The sequence below is a fragment of the Lysobacter sp. Soil_C_15 genome (genome assembly GCF_057657315.1).
On the sequence record NZ_JBDGIR010000008.1, the window covers coordinates 161,270 to 176,097 of the forward strand.

General features: G+C 63.5%; 14 protein-coding genes. 1 reads left to right on the plus strand and 13 read right to left on the minus strand.

Annotation, left to right across the window (positions count from 1 at the left end):
* Positions 1-55: 55 nt before the first annotated feature.
* The 12 genes from AC3A57_RS18215 to AC3A57_RS18270 all read right to left on the minus strand — a co-directional run bounded on the left by AC3A57_RS18215 (position 56) and on the right by AC3A57_RS18270 (position 12,863).
* Positions 56-1,084 (minus strand): glycosyltransferase family 4 protein, encoded by a 1,029-nt coding sequence (locus tag AC3A57_RS18215; RefSeq protein WP_487580212.1) that lies wholly within the window; start codon positions 1,082-1,084, stop codon positions 56-58.
* A gap of 1 nt (position 1,085) precedes the next feature.
* A complete protein-coding gene (gmd, locus tag AC3A57_RS18220) occupies positions 1,086-2,060 on the minus strand; it encodes a GDP-mannose 4,6-dehydratase (RefSeq protein ID WP_487580213.1) in 975 nt (324 codons plus the stop codon).
* Complete coding sequence (locus AC3A57_RS18225; RefSeq protein WP_487580214.1) at positions 2,057-2,992, minus strand: GDP-mannose 4,6-dehydratase; 936 nt, start codon at positions 2,990-2,992, stop codon at positions 2,057-2,059. The genes gmd and AC3A57_RS18225 overlap by 4 nt, the downstream gene beginning before the upstream one ends.
* The gene (locus AC3A57_RS18230) at positions 2,989-4,464 is read right to left on the minus strand and encodes a methyltransferase domain-containing protein (protein WP_487580215.1); all 1,476 of its coding nucleotides are present in this window, start codon (positions 4,462-4,464) and stop codon (positions 2,989-2,991) included. The genes AC3A57_RS18225 and AC3A57_RS18230 overlap by 4 nt, the downstream gene beginning before the upstream one ends.
* Positions 4,465-4,531: 67 nt before the next feature.
* A complete protein-coding gene (locus AC3A57_RS18235; RefSeq protein WP_487580216.1) occupies positions 4,532-5,755 on the minus strand; it encodes an ABC transporter ATP-binding protein in 1,224 nt (407 codons plus the stop codon).
* Positions 5,752-6,546: an ABC transporter permease gene (locus tag AC3A57_RS18240; protein ID WP_487580217.1), complete on the minus strand. Its 795-nt coding sequence runs from the start codon at positions 6,544-6,546 to the stop codon at positions 5,752-5,754. The genes AC3A57_RS18235 and AC3A57_RS18240 overlap by 4 nt, the downstream gene beginning before the upstream one ends.
* Positions 6,547-6,552: 6 nt before the next feature.
* Positions 6,553-7,992 (minus strand): glycosyltransferase family 4 protein, encoded by a 1,440-nt coding sequence (locus AC3A57_RS18245; RefSeq protein ID WP_487580218.1) that lies wholly within the window; start codon positions 7,990-7,992, stop codon positions 6,553-6,555.
* Positions 7,993-8,037: 45 nt separating this feature from the next.
* Entirely contained in the window at positions 8,038-9,219 is a 1,182-nt protein-coding gene (locus tag AC3A57_RS18250; RefSeq protein WP_487580219.1) for a cystathionine gamma-synthase, read from the minus strand.
* A 222-nt stretch (positions 9,220-9,441) separates the two neighbouring features.
* Entirely contained in the window at positions 9,442-10,812 is a 1,371-nt protein-coding gene (locus tag AC3A57_RS18255) for a pyridoxal-phosphate dependent enzyme (protein WP_221669867.1), read from the minus strand.
* 404 nt (positions 10,813-11,216) lie between these two features.
* Entirely contained in the window at positions 11,217-11,432 is a 216-nt protein-coding gene (locus AC3A57_RS18260) for an HP1242/YdcH family protein (protein WP_221669868.1), read from the minus strand.
* Between the two features lie 433 nt (positions 11,433-11,865).
* Positions 11,866-12,489 (minus strand): hypothetical protein, encoded by a 624-nt coding sequence (locus AC3A57_RS18265; protein WP_487580220.1) that lies wholly within the window; start codon positions 12,487-12,489, stop codon positions 11,866-11,868.
* A complete protein-coding gene (locus AC3A57_RS18270) occupies positions 12,486-12,863 on the minus strand; it encodes a DUF4398 domain-containing protein (protein WP_487580221.1) in 378 nt (125 codons plus the stop codon). Before AC3A57_RS18270 ends, AC3A57_RS18265 begins: the two co-directional genes overlap by 4 nt.
* Before the next feature lie 96 nt (positions 12,864-12,959).
* On the opposite strand from AC3A57_RS18270, the gene AC3A57_RS18275 reads away from it, so the two are divergent.
* Positions 12,960-14,075 (plus strand): PilT/PilU family type 4a pilus ATPase, encoded by a 1,116-nt coding sequence (locus AC3A57_RS18275; protein ID WP_221669871.1) that lies wholly within the window; start codon positions 12,960-12,962, stop codon positions 14,073-14,075.
* 82 nt (positions 14,076-14,157) lie between these two features.
* Here the strand turns inward: AC3A57_RS18275 and maiA are convergent, their stop codons facing one another.
* Positions 14,158-14,817 (minus strand): maleylacetoacetate isomerase, encoded by a 660-nt coding sequence (gene maiA / locus AC3A57_RS18280; protein ID WP_487580222.1) that lies wholly within the window; start codon positions 14,815-14,817, stop codon positions 14,158-14,160.
* Positions 14,818-14,828: the final 11 nt, after the last annotated feature.

A 14,828-nucleotide genomic window follows, 5' to 3' on the forward strand; every position in this document is an offset into this window, starting at 1 on the left:
CCCGTGGACGAAACCGCACTCATTAAAAGCTCCTGAAATATCCGCCTAACCGCGATCAGGCCAGCAAGGCGTTCAGCACGGCATCCCAAGAGATGCGCATATCCCTGTAATGCTGGCGCCCCGCGCGCCCCTGCGCCACCGCCAAATCGGGATCCGCGACATAGCGACCTATCGCCGCCGCTACCTCATCCGCAGTCGGCTCCACTACCGAGCCAGTCACCTGATCCAGCACGAACTCCAGCACTCCGCCAGCGTCACTGCAGGTGATTACCGGCTTTTCGGCCAACATGGCCTCCAATGTCACGTAGCCGTAATCTTCACGATACGGGCCGAAGAACACGGCTCGCGCGTTGGCGTAGTAGGCTCGCATCTGCTCATCGGTCAGGCGACCCACCAAGCGGACACGATCATGCAGGCCTAACTCGTCGATGCGTTGCCTGAGCGCGCCTTCGTGGCCACCTTCACCGGCGATGACAGCATGGATATTGCCTTTGACTTTGGCCATCGCCTCCACAAGCAAGACCTGGCGCTTCAACGGCTCCAGCCGCGACGGAGCGAACACATAAGGCAGTGACTCGCCGGCGTAGAAGAGATCGTCGGACTTCGGCGGATGGTAGATCGGCACAGACTCCAGCCCGTTGTACTCCAACAACCGGTCGGAGACCGTGCGCGCGATCGTGTAGCGCGTCGACAGCTTGGCCAATTCCCGGCAGTCGAAGCGCCTCACCAGCTCACGCACTCGCCGATTTTCGGGATCAGCGGCCTGCTTCTCGTCCCATAGCTCGTAGTACCCGCGAAACTGATGCAAAAGCCAGGTCGTCGCATTAGGGTGAGCCGCGCCATAGCAAGGGAATTTCAAGTGAATTACCTTGTCTACGCGACTCGCGCAGAATCTTTGCAGATCCTGCCCAGCCCACCACTCCATCGCTTCTTCAACACTGCGAGCCGGAGAGAATCGGAATGGGTTAGTCAACACGTCTACGCGGTAGCCGCGCTCCGCGATCTTCTCGCGTAGATTCTCGCTCAGGATCTCGCCGCCTCCGCGAACGAACGGCACCTGCACAGACGTGATCAAGATTCCCATGTCAGGCGCGCGAAAGCCGACGGAGGTCTGCGTCGACCATCATCACGATCAAGTCCTCCAGCGAGGTCTTCGGCCGCCAGTTGAGCTTCTGGATCGCTTTGTCTGGATTGCCGAGCAGCACATCCACCTCTGCAGGACGGAAGAACTTCTCATCAATAACCAGATGCCTATCCATCGCCAACCCTGCATGGTTGAACGCGATTTCGCACATGCGCCGAACCGTCGTGGTCTGGCCCGTAGCCACGACATAGTCGTCGCCTTCGGCCTGCTGCAACATCAGCCACATCGCCTCGACATAATCACCGGCGAAACCCCAATCGCGTTTCGCGTCGATATTACCCAAACGCAATTCCGACTGCAGCCCAAGCTTGATACGGGCGACAGCATCGGTAACCTTTCGGGTCACGAACTCGATCCCACGCAGCGGAGACTCGTGGTTGAACAGAATCCCACTGGACGCGTGCATGCCGAAGCTCTCGCGGTAGTTCACCGTAGCCCAGTGCGCCATCAGCTTGGCCACGCCGTACGGACTGCGCGGGTAGAACGGCGTAGTTTCATCCTGGCGTTCGGCCTGGATCAGCCCGAACATCTCACTGGTCGATGCCTGGTAGAAGCGCCCCTTCGGGTTAACGATGCGCACCGCCTCAAGGACGTTCAACGCACCTACGCCATCCACTTGTGCAGTCAACAGCGGCTGCTGCCAAGAAGAGCCAACGAAGCTCTGCGCGCCAAGGTTATAGACTTCCTCGGCCTTGGATGCTTCCATCGCCCGAATCAAGGAAGACAGGTCGGTGAGATCGCCGTCGTGCAGCGTCACCTGATCCGCGATGCCCAACTCGCGCAGGCGCCACAGCGTATCGCTGCTGCGCCGAGCCAGAATACCGTGGACCGCATACCCCTTGGACAGCAGAAGCTGCGATAGATAAGCGCCGTCCTGACCGGTGATGCCCGTAACGAGCGCGCTCTTGTTGTTCATAACGAGTTACCTGCCTCTTCCAAAATATCGATAAGTGATGTTCTAAGCGGGATACGTGGCTTCCATCCGGTGTCGCGCATCAATCTGGATGGGTCGGCCCGCATTCTCCGTTGCTCCGACGGCCGGAGCTTCCCCGGATCCTGTACCACGTCAACAGAGACGCCCACGATCTCAGCCATCGTCTCGAGCAATTCGCGGATGCTGCGCTCTTCGCCCGAGCCGATCACATAAGTCGCCCCTGGCTTACCCGCGCGCAACAAATCCCCGTACGCCCGCACTATATCCCTGACGTCAGTGAAGTCCCTCGTCACGTCGATATCGCCGGCATGGATCTGCGGCGGAGCGAGTCCGGCGCGAACCCGGACAATCTGCGCAGCCAGCGAAGGAATGACGAAATCGCGCGATTGGCCCGGGCCTATGTGATTGAATGGACGCGCAACAACGACATCCAAACCCTCCGAACGGTGCCATTGCAGGCATAGCTGTTCTGCGGCGACCTTACTAGCTGCATAGGGATTACGTGGCTCTGGCCAAACGCCCTCGTTCACCGGCATCGAAGTATCGGGCACTTTTCCGTAAACGTCGCCTGAACTTACATAGATCATACGCCCGCTGAAACCCTGTCGAGTCAGTGAGCGCAACAAATTCAATGTGCCCAGCACATTAATCTGGAATGTTTCCTCCGGCTCTGCGAATGACCTTGGAACGAAGCTCTGCGCTGCCAGATGAATCACGCTATCCGGACGCAAATGTTCGACCATTCTGTCGACAGCACCGGCATCTCGGATATCCAGCCCCCGGACGCCGGGCAAGAACTCCACTTCGCCCAATGCGCCCGAGCAAGCTGCTCGCCCAAGGTGTCCGCCTACGAAACCGGTCGCGCCGGTCACCAGCAGCCTGCTTGGCCTCGAGCGTTCGGCGGCCGCGCTCATGCTTTAACGCCTACGATCGCGTAATCGGCGGGAGCGGAAACCAACTCCACCAGCGCGTTGATCGTAGCGGCGCCTGGAACAGCATCGTCGACCTTGGGTGGCGCGCTGGATTCACGCCCAAAGGTGAGGCGCTCGATACGTGATTCCTGGAAGCCGCGCTCTTCGACAAGCCATCGCAGCATCAACGGCGGAATAGGATTGCGATGAGTCGGATCCATATAGAACCAATGCGCGCCGACCGTCATGTTCTCAGGATTAGGCGTCTCCAAGGCGAGGAATCCGCCAGGACGCAGCACTCGCAGCGACTCATCGATTAGTTCTACCATGACCTCAAAAGGCAAGTGCTCGACCAAATGCATCGACGTGATCGCGCCGATCGACGCATCTGGAAGCCCCTTCAAATAGGCTATCGCGTCTTTCTTCTCTACATCCAGATTGAGCGAAGCGCAATGCTTGACGAAGGTTTCGTTGAGATCCACCCCTTTCGCTACTTTCCCCTTATGGCGAAGCAGCTCCAGCCATTCGCCACGACCGCAGGCGATATCTAGTATTGGCGCATCGGCGGAACCAGCGCCACACTGATCCACCCACGCGACATAAGGTTCGCAACGCCGCATGATGATTTCTCGCGAGCCACGAAACGCAGCCTCGAACGCCGCATACAACGGCTCAAGCTTCTTCTGAGCCTCCTCGGCGTCGATCTTTTCGCTTTCGGCCCCCTCGACATAGCGGGACAAGCCACGCACTGAGTTGCCAATCTCCTTCAGCGCCGCCCCCAACCGGGAGTCACTGAATGCAAGCCGCGACTCGACGGCGTCGATCTTCGACGCGGCGCCCAACACCTCGGCCTCCACGTGACGAACCAGCTCCAGCATCTCCCGGTCCTGGTTATTGTCCATCAAGGTCTGTCGTCGCTGATATTCGCCGAGCCTGACGAACCCATGCAGCCAGCGCAGCACCGGACCGACCACCCTCCTACGCTCAAGCGAATGCAGCTTGTACGGCAGCAACAGACCGTCGATATGCACGCCGCGGGAAACGCCTTCCGCAGACCACCTCAACCGCCCCAGGATTTCGATCTTCGACATTTTCCCGCTACGAAGCTGCGTCAGGAAATAGTCGAAGCCGTCCGGATCAGCGGCGCGCTTGAGCACGACGCGGTACGCCATGTCGACGAACTCGGAGTCGGGTATGGGCAGAAGTTCGTGCAGCGCATATTGCGACTTCAATTGGATCCGCGACGCCAGCGGCTTCCACCGTTCGTATGGCGTATGCGAGCCAGGCAAGGAGGCTCGACCTACTCTTCCGCCATTGACGCCAGAGCCTGCCTGAGCGTCGATGAAGCGAATGATTTCATCAAGCGTGGACGGCATCGCAGTCGCGCCACCACCAGCCGAGCTCGCACGCGCCACTTCAGAACGAACGGCATCCATTAGTGCGTTACTGCTCAGCCGGAACTGTTCATTGCTCACTCGATCGGCCTCTTGCTTGGTATTTGATTTCTGTTGATAGAGCCAGAGTAAAGTCGGTCTCACCCGCTCAACGCGAGAGCACTTCGATCTTCGCAGGCAACCACGCCATGCCGACGAACGTAGCTCGATCGACATTAGCCACGGTAAAGATCAACGCCAGGTCCTTCCACTGATAGTTCTTGACCAAATGCGTTTCGGTACTGGACAGCGCGACGGACACCGAATAGGTTCCGGTTCCCAGGTTCATTGGAAACGAGATTTCGTACTCGACGTGGTCGCCGGCGGACAGCCCACTCCGCACCTGCCCCGTGTGATGCGTATTGGTGCCGAATACGGGCTGCCCCAAACGATCGCGGATCATATAGCCGAACACCAACTGGTCCACTGCTTCGTTGATCCTGACCTTTGCGCGCAAGCGAACCTGTTCACCGACAGTGACGTACTCCACCGCCTCGCCCGCCAGATTTTCCATCTGCAAAAACAAGAACTCTGCCTCGCCTGTCCCCGATTCGGTAACGACGTCCCCGCGATCGTTACGCTCGGTACGGACGGTACTGTTTTCCTTTTCAGCAATCAGCGCATTGTAGTAATCGAAAACTTGTTGCGGCTCAGCATCCAGAACGAGCCGCCCACGATCGAGCAGAACCGCGCGATCGCACAACGTTTGCACCGCGGTCGGATCGTGCGACACGAACAGCAGCGTCGTGCCGGCCTCACGGAACTCGCGTATCCGCTTGAAGCATTTGTGGATGAAATAGGCGTCGCCCACCGACAGAGCCTCGTCGATGATCAGCAGGTCGGGGCGAAATGCCGTGGCTACGCTGAACGCCACACGCATTTGCATGCCGCTGGAGTAGGTTCGCACCGGTTCGTCGAAGTACTCGCCAATCTCGGCGAAATCCTCAATCTGATCGATGACTCCGGATATTTCGACTTCGCTGAACCCCATTAGTCCGGCCGCGTGATAGACGTTCTGGCGCCCTGTGAGGTCCGCATTGAAGCCCATGCCCAGCTCAAGAATGGCCGACACCCGCCCCTTGACCCAGACATCGCCCTCGCTTGGCCGCGCGGTTCCGGTAATCAATTTAAGCAGCGTACTCTTGCCGGCTCCGTTCTGGCCGATGATGCCCACCGCTTCGCCCGGCCCAACCGAAAATCCGATATCCCTAAGCACCCAGTGCTCCGCAACCGGGCGGAACGGCAACCCCAGCCAGGAACCGATCCGCAGCCATTCGCTACGCCACTCGCGATAGGCCTTTCCGACTCTATTGACCCTCAATTCACCGCTCATAGAACATCGACCATTTCTGTGGATGCCCGCCGAAAAACGACCAGCGCAAGGACTGTCAGCACCAGCGAACATGAGGCGAGAACGCCGAGCCCCGCCCACTCCGGCGCGGTACCGAACACCAGTACGTTCTGATAGCTACTTATCAACGGAAAAAGCGGATTCAATTTGAAGATATCGCGATAGTCCTCAGGCAGGATCGTGATGCTGTACACGATGGGCGTCATCCAGAAGAGCGCTTGCAGCAATACTGGAATGACCTGACCGATGTCACGCATGAATACATTGAACACACCCAACAACAACCCAATCGACCCTGCCAGCATCAAGGTCACCAGGATCAACAAAGGCAGCCACAGCGCGTGTTCATCAGGAAAGTGCCCGAGGGCCGCGAACACCAAAAAAATGGCGAGCAATAACAACAGATTGTTGATCAACATCGTTCCCGCAGCGATCAACGGCAGACAGACGCGCGGGAACGCCATCTTTCGCATCAGGTTGCCGTTCTCGACGAACAGATTTGCGAATTTGGACACCGTCTCGGCGAACAGCGTCCACCCGAGCATGCCTCCCAACAGGTACAACGCATAAGCGTATTTGCCGTTCGCGCCGGGCAACTTCGCCGCGAGCACTTCCGAGAGGATCAACGCAAATATCAGTACCTGGGCGAGCGGATGGATGATCATCCAAGCGGCCCCAAGCTTGCTACGGAGGAATTTCGCCCGAAGGTCGTTCTTGACCGAGGACAGAATGAAATAGCGATATCGCCAAATCGAGAGCAACATGTCGCGCATGAATTCCTACCTCGTGTGCCCTTGAGGGTCCGCTCGAGTTCCTTCCTCGGCGAGCCCACGCCGGAAATCAATCGAAGACTTAATGGACGGATCCGATATGCACTCTTGCGCAATCGACTCTATCCGCCGAATCAGGCACTCGGCCGCGGCCTTCGGACTCAGTTTCCGAGCCACATCGGCCGCCGCCCGCATGCCAAGCCCTTCAGCGAAGGTCGGATCGTCGGCCAGCCGGCGCATATGCCGGCTTGCATGGTCGACGTCGGCATCGGCCCAGTTCGCGCCGTCCGGATGCGGGTACTCACCCTCGCCGACAGGTATCAGCGTGCAGTCGACCAGGCAGCTATTCGAATCATCCATGAAATCCAGATTGCCCGACCAGCGCGTGGCAATCACCGGCTTACCCATCAGCATGCATTCGGCCAACCCCAGACCGAACCCCTCAGCACGATGCAGTGAGACGTATACGTTCGTGCAACGTTGCAGCGCATGGACATGAGCCCGATCGATCACCTCATCCCGCACAACGATACGAGGATCCTGGGCGCTCGCATTGAGCAGCTTCAGCAGCTTATCGGGATGCCGATGGCCATTACTCGACTTCACCAGCAGTCGTACGTCGCTCCTTTCGGCGGGGAATGCCCGACGGAACGCCTCGATTACCGCGAATGGGTTCTTGCGATGCACCCAGGAGTTGAAATCGAAGGTGCAAAGGAAGATGAACGCATCCCGCTCCAGGCCGAAATCCTCGCGCTGCAGGCCGCTATCGGAAGTCGGCGTCACCGGCTGGGGCACACAGAACACCGGCTTATCCGTAACTCGCTGGAATGCATCCTTGACGAAGGTGGATGCGACCATGATCTCGTCGACCAGATCGATTGCCCGCAACCATTCGTTCGGGATGTCCTGCAACTCCCAAAACCAACAGGCAATCAGATAGCGCCCGCGCAAGCGAGCCTCACCAATATGCTTCAAGGCCGACTCGAGATAGTCGGGATTGACGAAAATGATGCTGACGGGATAGGGCGCATCCTGTCCGAGTCGATCATCGAGGCTGCGATCGTCCATACCGTGCGGCAGATCGATCGAGACGTCGTAAAGCGCCGTGGGGTAGCCCGCGCCGATCAGAGATCGTGCGTACATGCGCGCACTTTCCGCCAGGCCGAACTGGCCGCGCAGATAACCGAACAGATTGACGCCCACCCCCTCGACTTCCAGACCCGATACCACCTGCGTCGATGGAGACGAGACCGGTCGCATCCAATTAGCCGTTCGTTGGAAACGCGAACGTTTGCTCGCACGAGAAGCGAGCAGAAAAGACACCCTATTCCGCAACGATTGCGGAAATCTCCGATAGATCGGCTGCAACCAGGTCTGGCCGCGGATCCACGCCGATAGCCCCAACAGGCGCTGGGCGATATCGTTATCTGAGGAACGGATCGACGTCATTGACAGCCGGCCCTCTTCTCGCGGCCAAGCGCCATAAGCAGACTGTTAAGCATTCAGCGCCCGCTCGAGCTCCGCGCGCAGGTCGGCGACGTCTTCCACGCCCACGCTCAGGCGCACCAGGTTGTCGGCGATGCCGAGGGCGGCGCGGCGGTCGGGCGGGATCGAGGCGTGGGTCATCACCGCGGGATGGTTGACCAAGCTTTCCACGCCGCCGAGCGATTCGGCGATGGTGAACAGCTCGCAGCGCTCCATCATCCGCCGCGCGCCGTCCAGGCCGCCCTTGACGAAGATGCTGATCATGCCGCCGAAGCCGTGCATCTGGCGCTGGGCCAGGGCGTGCTGCGGGTGCGACTTCAACCCGGGGTAGATCACCCTCTCGACCGCCGGATGGGTTTCCAGCCATTCGGCCAGGACCTGGGCGTTCTCGCAGTGCGCCTTCATCCGCAGATGCAGGGTCTTGAGCCCGCGCAGGGCCAGGAAGCTGTCGAACGGGCCCTGGATGCCGCCGACCGCGTTCTGCAGGAAGCCCAGGCGCTCGGCCAGGTCGGCGTCGTCGCCGACCACGGCCATGCCGCCGACGATGTCGGAGTGGCCGTTGAGGTACTTGGTCGCCGAGTGCATGACGATGTGCGCGCCCAGCTCGAGCGGGCGCTGCAGGATCGGCGAGGAGAAGGTGTTGTCGACCACCACCACCAGGCCGCGCTTGCGCGCGATCGCGGCGATCGCGGCGACGTCGACCAGCTTGAGCAGCGGGTTGGTCGGGGTCTCGATCCAGACCAGCTTGGTCTCGGGGCGGATCGCGGCCTCGAAGGCGGCCAGGTCGCTGAGGTCGACCCAGCTGAAGTCCAGGCCGGCGGAACGGCGGCGGACGCGCTCGAACAGGCGGTAGGTGCCGCCGTAGACGTCGTCCATCGCGATCACGTGGCTGCCGGCGTCGAACAGCTCGAGGATGGTCGAGGTCGCGGCCAGGCCGGAGGCGAAGGCGTAGCCGCGGCTGCCGCCTTCCAGGCCGGCGACGCAGCGCTCGTAGGCGAAGCGGGTCGGGTTGTGGCTGCGCGAGTACTCGAAGCCCTGGTGTTCGCCGGGGCTGCGCTGGGCATAGGTCGAGGTGGCGTAGATCGGCGGCATGACCGCGCCGGTGCTGGGGTCGGGCGACTGCCCCGCGTGGATCGCGAGGGTACCCAGGCCGAGCTTGGACGCCCCGCCCTTGGCCTGCTGTTGGCTCATTGAATCCGTCCCATTCGCTGGATGTCGCGCCATTTGGCGTAACCGCGAATTCTAACATCGCCGCCGTGAGCGGCTCTTCGCGCCGGCCTCGACTTCAGCCGGGGTGCAGCCGGCCTGTGCCCGGACCGTGCGCCCGGTCGCGAACTGAATGGGCGCCTGCGGGAGCGCCGAAGGCGCCCCGGGAACGGGCGGACGCGCCGTCGCGGCGCGCCCGCCGGCCGGTCACTGGACCCGGCGGCGCAGGAAGTTCAACAGGTCGATCCGGGTGATCAGGCCGAGGAAGCGCTCCCCGTCCATGACGATGGCGACGTGGCCCCGGTCGAACACCGGCAGCAGCGATTCGATCGGCTCGCCGACCTGGATCTTGTCGAGCTTGCTGACCATCGCGGTCGAGACCGGGTCGCGGAAGCGCGACTCGTCGCCGTAGACGTGCAGCAGGACGTCGCTTTCGTCGACGATGCCGACGATGTGCTCGCCGTCCATGACCGGCAGCTGCGACACGTCGTACAGCTTCATCCGCTGGTAGGCGGTGACCAGCAGGTCGGCCGGGCCGACCACGACCGTGTCGCGCTGCGAGTACGGGCGCAGGATCAGGTCGCGCAGGTCGCCTTGGCGCGGACGCTCGATGAAGCCGTTGTCGAGCATCCAGTAGTCGTTGTACATCTTCGACAGGTACTTGTTGCCGGTGTCGCAGACGAACACCAGCACCTTCTTGGGCTCGGTCTGCTCGCGGCAGTACTTCAGCGCCGCGGCCAGCAGGGTGCCGGTCGAGGAACCGCCGAGGATGCCCTCCTTCTCCAGCAGCTCGCGCGCGGTCAGGAAGCTTTCCCGGTCGGAGATCGCATAGGCCTGCTTGACCCGGGTGAAGTCGGAGATCGGCGGCAGGAAGTCCTCGCCGATGCCCTCGACCATCCAGCTGGCCGACTTGTCCGACAGGGTGCCGCGGTTGATGTACTCCTCCAGGATCGAGCCGACCGGATCGGCCAGGATCAGTTCGGTCGACGGCGACAGCTTGGCGAAGGCGCGCGACAGGCCGGTCATGGTGCCGGAGCTGCCGCAGCCGAACACGATCGCGTCGAGCCGGCCGTCCATCTGCTCGAGGATTTCCGGGCCGGTGCCGAACTCGTGCGCGGCCGGGTTGTCGGGGTTGCCGAACTGGTTGATGAAGTACGCGCCCGGGGTCTCGCGGGCGATCCGCTCGGCCATGTCCTGGTAATAGTCCGGATGGCCCTTGGCCACGTCGGAACGGGTCAGCACGACCTGCGCGCCCATCGCCTTGAGGTTGAAGATCTTCTCCCGGCTCATCTTGTCCGGCACCACCAGCAGCAGCTTGTAGCCCTTCTGCTGGGCGACCAGGGCCAGGCCGATGCCGGTGTTGCCGGCGGTGCCCTCGACCAGGGTGTCGCCGGGCTTGATCTTGCCGGCCTTCTCGGCGGCTTCGATCATCGACAGACCGATGCGGTCCTTGATCGACCCGCCCGGGTTCTGCGATTCGAGCTTGAGGTAGAGCTCGCAGACGCCGGTGTCCAGGCGCTGGGCCTTGACGATCGGGGTCTTGCCGATGAGTTCGAGTACGGAAGAATGAATGGCCATGCGGATCCTGCAAGCCGCTCCATGCGGCGGTTGCCGGCCATTCTAGCGGGGCCTCCGCGGGCTGCGCCCGGCGCCGGCGGAGAACCGGCATGCCAGCGCCGCGACCGCGACGGGCTCGGCGGTTTCGGCGCCGGCGTTCGCGGCCGGGGCTTCGGAACGGAATTTCGCACGGGGATTTCGGAGCGGGATGTCGCAACGGCCCCGGCGGCCCGCCTTTCGCTGCGGGCGCCTGGAAGCGGGCGTGGTAGCCGCGGGCGGCGGCGGCCGACGAGGATGGCCGCCGCCGCCCGCGCTAAGGGCGGAACCGCGACCGCGACGGGTCGGGGTTCGCTTGGGTCCTGGGCCGGGAGGTCCTGCCCGGCCGTCGCGACACCGGCCTCGCGCCGGCGCCGCAGCATCTGTCGTCAGTGATGCTGATCGTACAACTGGACCAGCCGGTCCTTCGCAGCCAGCTTTTCGCGCTTCATCTGTCCCAGGGTCGTGTCGTCGATCGGCAGTACGCCGAGCTCGGCGTCCATGACCTTCTTGTCCAGGTCCTTGTGGCGCTGGTAAAGCTGCTTGAACTCGGGAACGCTCTTGATGAGCGCGTCGATCTCGGGCTGCGGTCGTTCTTCGAACATGAAAGCCTCCTTCAGCACTAATGCAAACGCCCCGGCCGTGAGACCAGGGCGTCGCGGGGGAGCGCAAGGTGGGTCAGGCGGGACGCGGCGCCGGGTTCACGCGGTCCGGCCGCCAGCGAATGCGCGGCGGCGGGATCCTGCGTCAGGGACGTATCGGTCATCGGCCTGGCTCTCGCCAAGCGGCTGCGGAACCGCTTGGTCATTCGACCCTACTCCTGTCCCCGGCATCCGGCAAGGCCGGCTGCAACCGTTTTCAGGGTCCAGCCAGGATCGACCGGAGGCTGTGCCGAATCCGGCCAGGCCATTGTTTTGACGAGGATTCGACCGACCCGGGCCGATCCGGAAGCGAGCCGGGCCGGGTACCACGGCCCAGCCCCGGCGGGCCCGGCCGTTCGTCGGGAGCGGCCGCGCCGTCCGCCGGACGGCGCCGGGCTTACTTCTTCTTTTTCGGCTTGGGCTTGGGCGTCGGCGCCGACTGGCCGAGCAGCTCGGCCTCCTGCCGCGCCAGTTCGGCGTCGCGCTCGCGCGCGGCCTTGAGCTTGGCCGCCTGTTGGCTGGCGACGTTGTCCAGCAGGCCTTCGGCTTCCTGCCGGGCCAGGGCCTCCTGGTCGGCGGCCTGGCGCAGGCGTTCGGCCTCCTCGGCCTGGATCTGCGCCTGCACCCGCAGCCGCTCGGCCTCGGCGCGGGCGCGCTCGGCGTCGCGGCGGCTGGCTTCGACCAGCAGCTCGCTGCGCTCGCGGTCGAGCCGGTCGATCTCGCGCTGGGCCAATTGGGTCCGGGACACGATCTCCGCGGTCTCGACCCGGCGTTCGGCGATCCGCAACGCCCAGGCGCGGTCGCGGCTGCGCGCTTCGCGCACCGCATCGATGGCCTGGCGGGCGCGCAGGCGCTCGTAGGCGCCGAACTGGGCGGCGTCGGGGCGGGCCTCGATCGCGCTCAGGCGCTGTCCCAGGCGGGCCAGTTCGGGGTCGTCGGCCGGAGCCGCGGCGGCGACGCCGCAAGCGCAGGCCAGGGCCAGACCCAGGCCCAGGCGGCGGACGTAACGGCGCGCGCTCATCGGCTGCCCTCCTGCAGGCGGCGCCGCAATTCGGCGATTTCGGCCTGGCGCTGGTCGAATTCGGCCCGCACCACGGCCTCGCGGCTGCGCGCATAGGCCAGGTCGGCCTCGGCCGCCGCGGTCAGCGACAGCCGCCGCGCGTCCTCGTCCTTGCCCTGGGACATCGCCGCCTGGGCCGCGCTGAGCGCGCTGCGGGCGGCGTTGAGGTCCTGCGGGGCGTATTGGTCGGCGTCGGCGTCGTCGGCGCGCATCACCGCCTGGCGGGCGCTGGAAAGCTCGCCGGTAGGCGGGGGCGCGGAGGCGCAGCCGGCCAGCCCCGAAGCGAGAACTGCGGCCAGCAGCGGCAAACGAAAGTGTGCGAAGCTTGCGGTCATTGGGGAGCGCCGTACGGAATGGATGTCGCGCGGCCATTGTCGGAAGCCGGCAGCGTGCTTGCAACGGTACGCGCCGTCAACAAGGGGTAAGAATGCATGGACATCGGCTATTTCCTTAAGCTGATGACGGAAAAGAACGCGTCGGACATGTTCCTGACCACCGGCGCGCCGGTCTACATCAAGGTCGAGGGCCGTCTGTACCCGCTCGGCAACACCGGCCTGCCCGCGGGCATGGTCAAGAAGATCGCCTATTCGCTGATGGACGAGGGCCAGGTTCCGCAGTTCGAGCGCGACCTGGAGCTCAACATGGCCCTGGCCCTGCCCGACGCCGGCCGCTTCCGCATCAACGTGTTCAAGCAGCGCGGCGAAGTCGGCATGGTCATCCGCGCCATCCGCAGCATCATCCCGAGCATCGAGGAACTGCAGCTGCCGCAGGTGCTCAAGAGCATCATCATGGCCCCGCGCGGCCTGGTCCTGATCGTCGGCTCCACCGGTTCGGGCAAGTCGACCACCCTGGCCTCGATGATCGACCACCGCAACAGCAACACCGCCGGCCACATCCTCACCATCGAGGATCCGATCGAGTACCTGCACAAGCACAAGAAGTCGATCGTCAACCAGCGCGAGGTCGGCCTGGACACCCACGCCTTCCACAACGCGCTCAAGAACGCGATGCGCGAAGCGCCGGACGTGATCCTGATCGGCGAAATCCTCGACGCCACCACCATGGAGGCGGCGATCGCGTTCGCCGAAACCGGCCACCTGTGCCTGGCGACCCTGCACTCCAACAACGCCGACCAGACCCTGGAGCGCATCCTCAACTTCTTCCCCGAGGCCGCGCACAAGAACGTGCTGATGAACCTGGCCCTGAACCTCAAGGCGGTGGTCTCGCAGCGCCTGGTGGTCGGCGTCGACGGGCGCCGCATGCCGGCGGCGGAAGTGCTGATCAACACCCCGCACATCCGCGACCTGATGCGCCGCGGCCAGGTGCACGAGATCAAGCAGGCGATGGAAGAGTCGCTGGAAGACGGCATGGAGTCGTTCGACCAGTGCCTGTTCCGGCTGTACAAGGAAGGCCGGATCGAGATGGAGGAGGCGCTCAAGGCGGCCGACTCGCGCGACGGCCTGGCGCTGAAGTTCCGCCTGTCCGAAGGCGGCAGCGGCGAGCACGACCCCTACGCCGACATGTACGACGCTTCGGCGACGCACTGAACCGCCTCGGCGGGACAGCGGCAGGACCAACAGGCCGGCGGTCGCGAGACCGCCGGCTTCGTTTTGTCCGGACCGCGCCGGCTCAGGCCGGCCGGTCGGGCTGGTTCTCCGGGCGCGCGGCCTCGAACGCCGGCAGCGCCAGGCAGGCCTGCTCGATCCTTTGCAGGGTCGGAAACGGCTCCAGCGCCACGCCGAAACGGCGCGCGTTGTACATCTGCGGCACCAGGCAGCAGTCGGCCAGGCCGGGCGCGTCGCCGGCGCAGAACGCGGTCTCGACGGGGCGCGCGCCGAGCATGGTTTCCAGTACCGCGAAACCGTCGTGTATCCAGTGCTTGACCCACTCGTCGCGCTCGGGCTGCGGCACGTTCCAGGTACCGTCCAGGTACTGAAGCACGCGCAGGTTGTTGAGCGGGTGGATCTCGCAGGCGATGGTCTGGGCGATCGAACGCACCCATTGGCGCCGGCCCGGGTCCTGCGGCAACAGCCGCGCCTGCGGCCAGACCTCGTCGAGGTACTCCAGGATCGCCAGCGACTGGGTCATGTGCCGCCCGTCGTGCTCCAGCATCGGCACCAGGCCCTGCGGGTTGAGCGCGCGGTAGTCGGGCCGGTGCTGTTCGCCGCCGTCGCGGACCAGGTGCACCGGGACGATGTCGTAGTCCAGCCCCTTCAGATTGAGGCCGATGCGCACGCGGTAAGAGGCGCTGGATCGCCAGTACGAATAAAGACGCAATTGATCGCTCACCGGGACTGCCT

Excerpts from the sequence above, each read along its gene's own strand:
- AC3A57_RS18215 (WP_487580212.1), bottom strand. The coding sequence starts at position 1,084 with ATGGGAATCTTGATCACGTCTGTGCAGGTGCCGTTCGTTCGCGGAGGC.
- gmd (WP_487580213.1), bottom strand. The coding sequence starts at position 2,060 with ATGAACAACAAGAGCGCGCTCGTTACGGGCATCACCGGTCAGGACGGC.
- AC3A57_RS18225 (WP_487580214.1), bottom strand. The coding sequence starts at position 2,992 with ATGAGCGCGGCCGCCGAACGCTCGAGGCCAAGCAGGCTGCTGGTGACC.
- AC3A57_RS18235 (WP_487580216.1), bottom strand. The coding sequence starts at position 5,755 with ATGAGCGGTGAATTGAGGGTCAATAGAGTCGGAAAGGCCTATCGCGAG.
- AC3A57_RS18240 (WP_487580217.1), bottom strand. The coding sequence starts at position 6,546 with ATGCGCGACATGTTGCTCTCGATTTGGCGATATCGCTATTTCATTCTG.
- AC3A57_RS18245 (WP_487580218.1), bottom strand. The coding sequence starts at position 7,992 with ATGACGTCGATCCGTTCCTCAGATAACGATATCGCCCAGCGCCTGTTG.
- AC3A57_RS18250 (WP_487580219.1), bottom strand. The coding sequence starts at position 9,219 with ATGAGCCAACAGCAGGCCAAGGGCGGGGCGTCCAAGCTCGGCCTGGGT.
- AC3A57_RS18255 (WP_221669867.1), bottom strand. The coding sequence starts at position 10,812 with ATGGCCATTCATTCTTCCGTACTCGAACTCATCGGCAAGACCCCGATC.
- AC3A57_RS18260 (WP_221669868.1), bottom strand. The coding sequence starts at position 11,432 with ATGTTCGAAGAACGACCGCAGCCCGAGATCGACGCGCTCATCAAGAGC.
- AC3A57_RS18265 (WP_487580220.1), bottom strand. The coding sequence starts at position 12,489 with ATGAGCGCGCGCCGTTACGTCCGCCGCCTGGGCCTGGGTCTGGCCCTG.
- AC3A57_RS18270 (WP_487580221.1), bottom strand. The coding sequence starts at position 12,863 with ATGACCGCAAGCTTCGCACACTTTCGTTTGCCGCTGCTGGCCGCAGTT.
- AC3A57_RS18275 (WP_221669871.1), top strand. The coding sequence starts at position 12,960 with ATGGACATCGGCTATTTCCTTAAGCTGATGACGGAAAAGAACGCGTCG.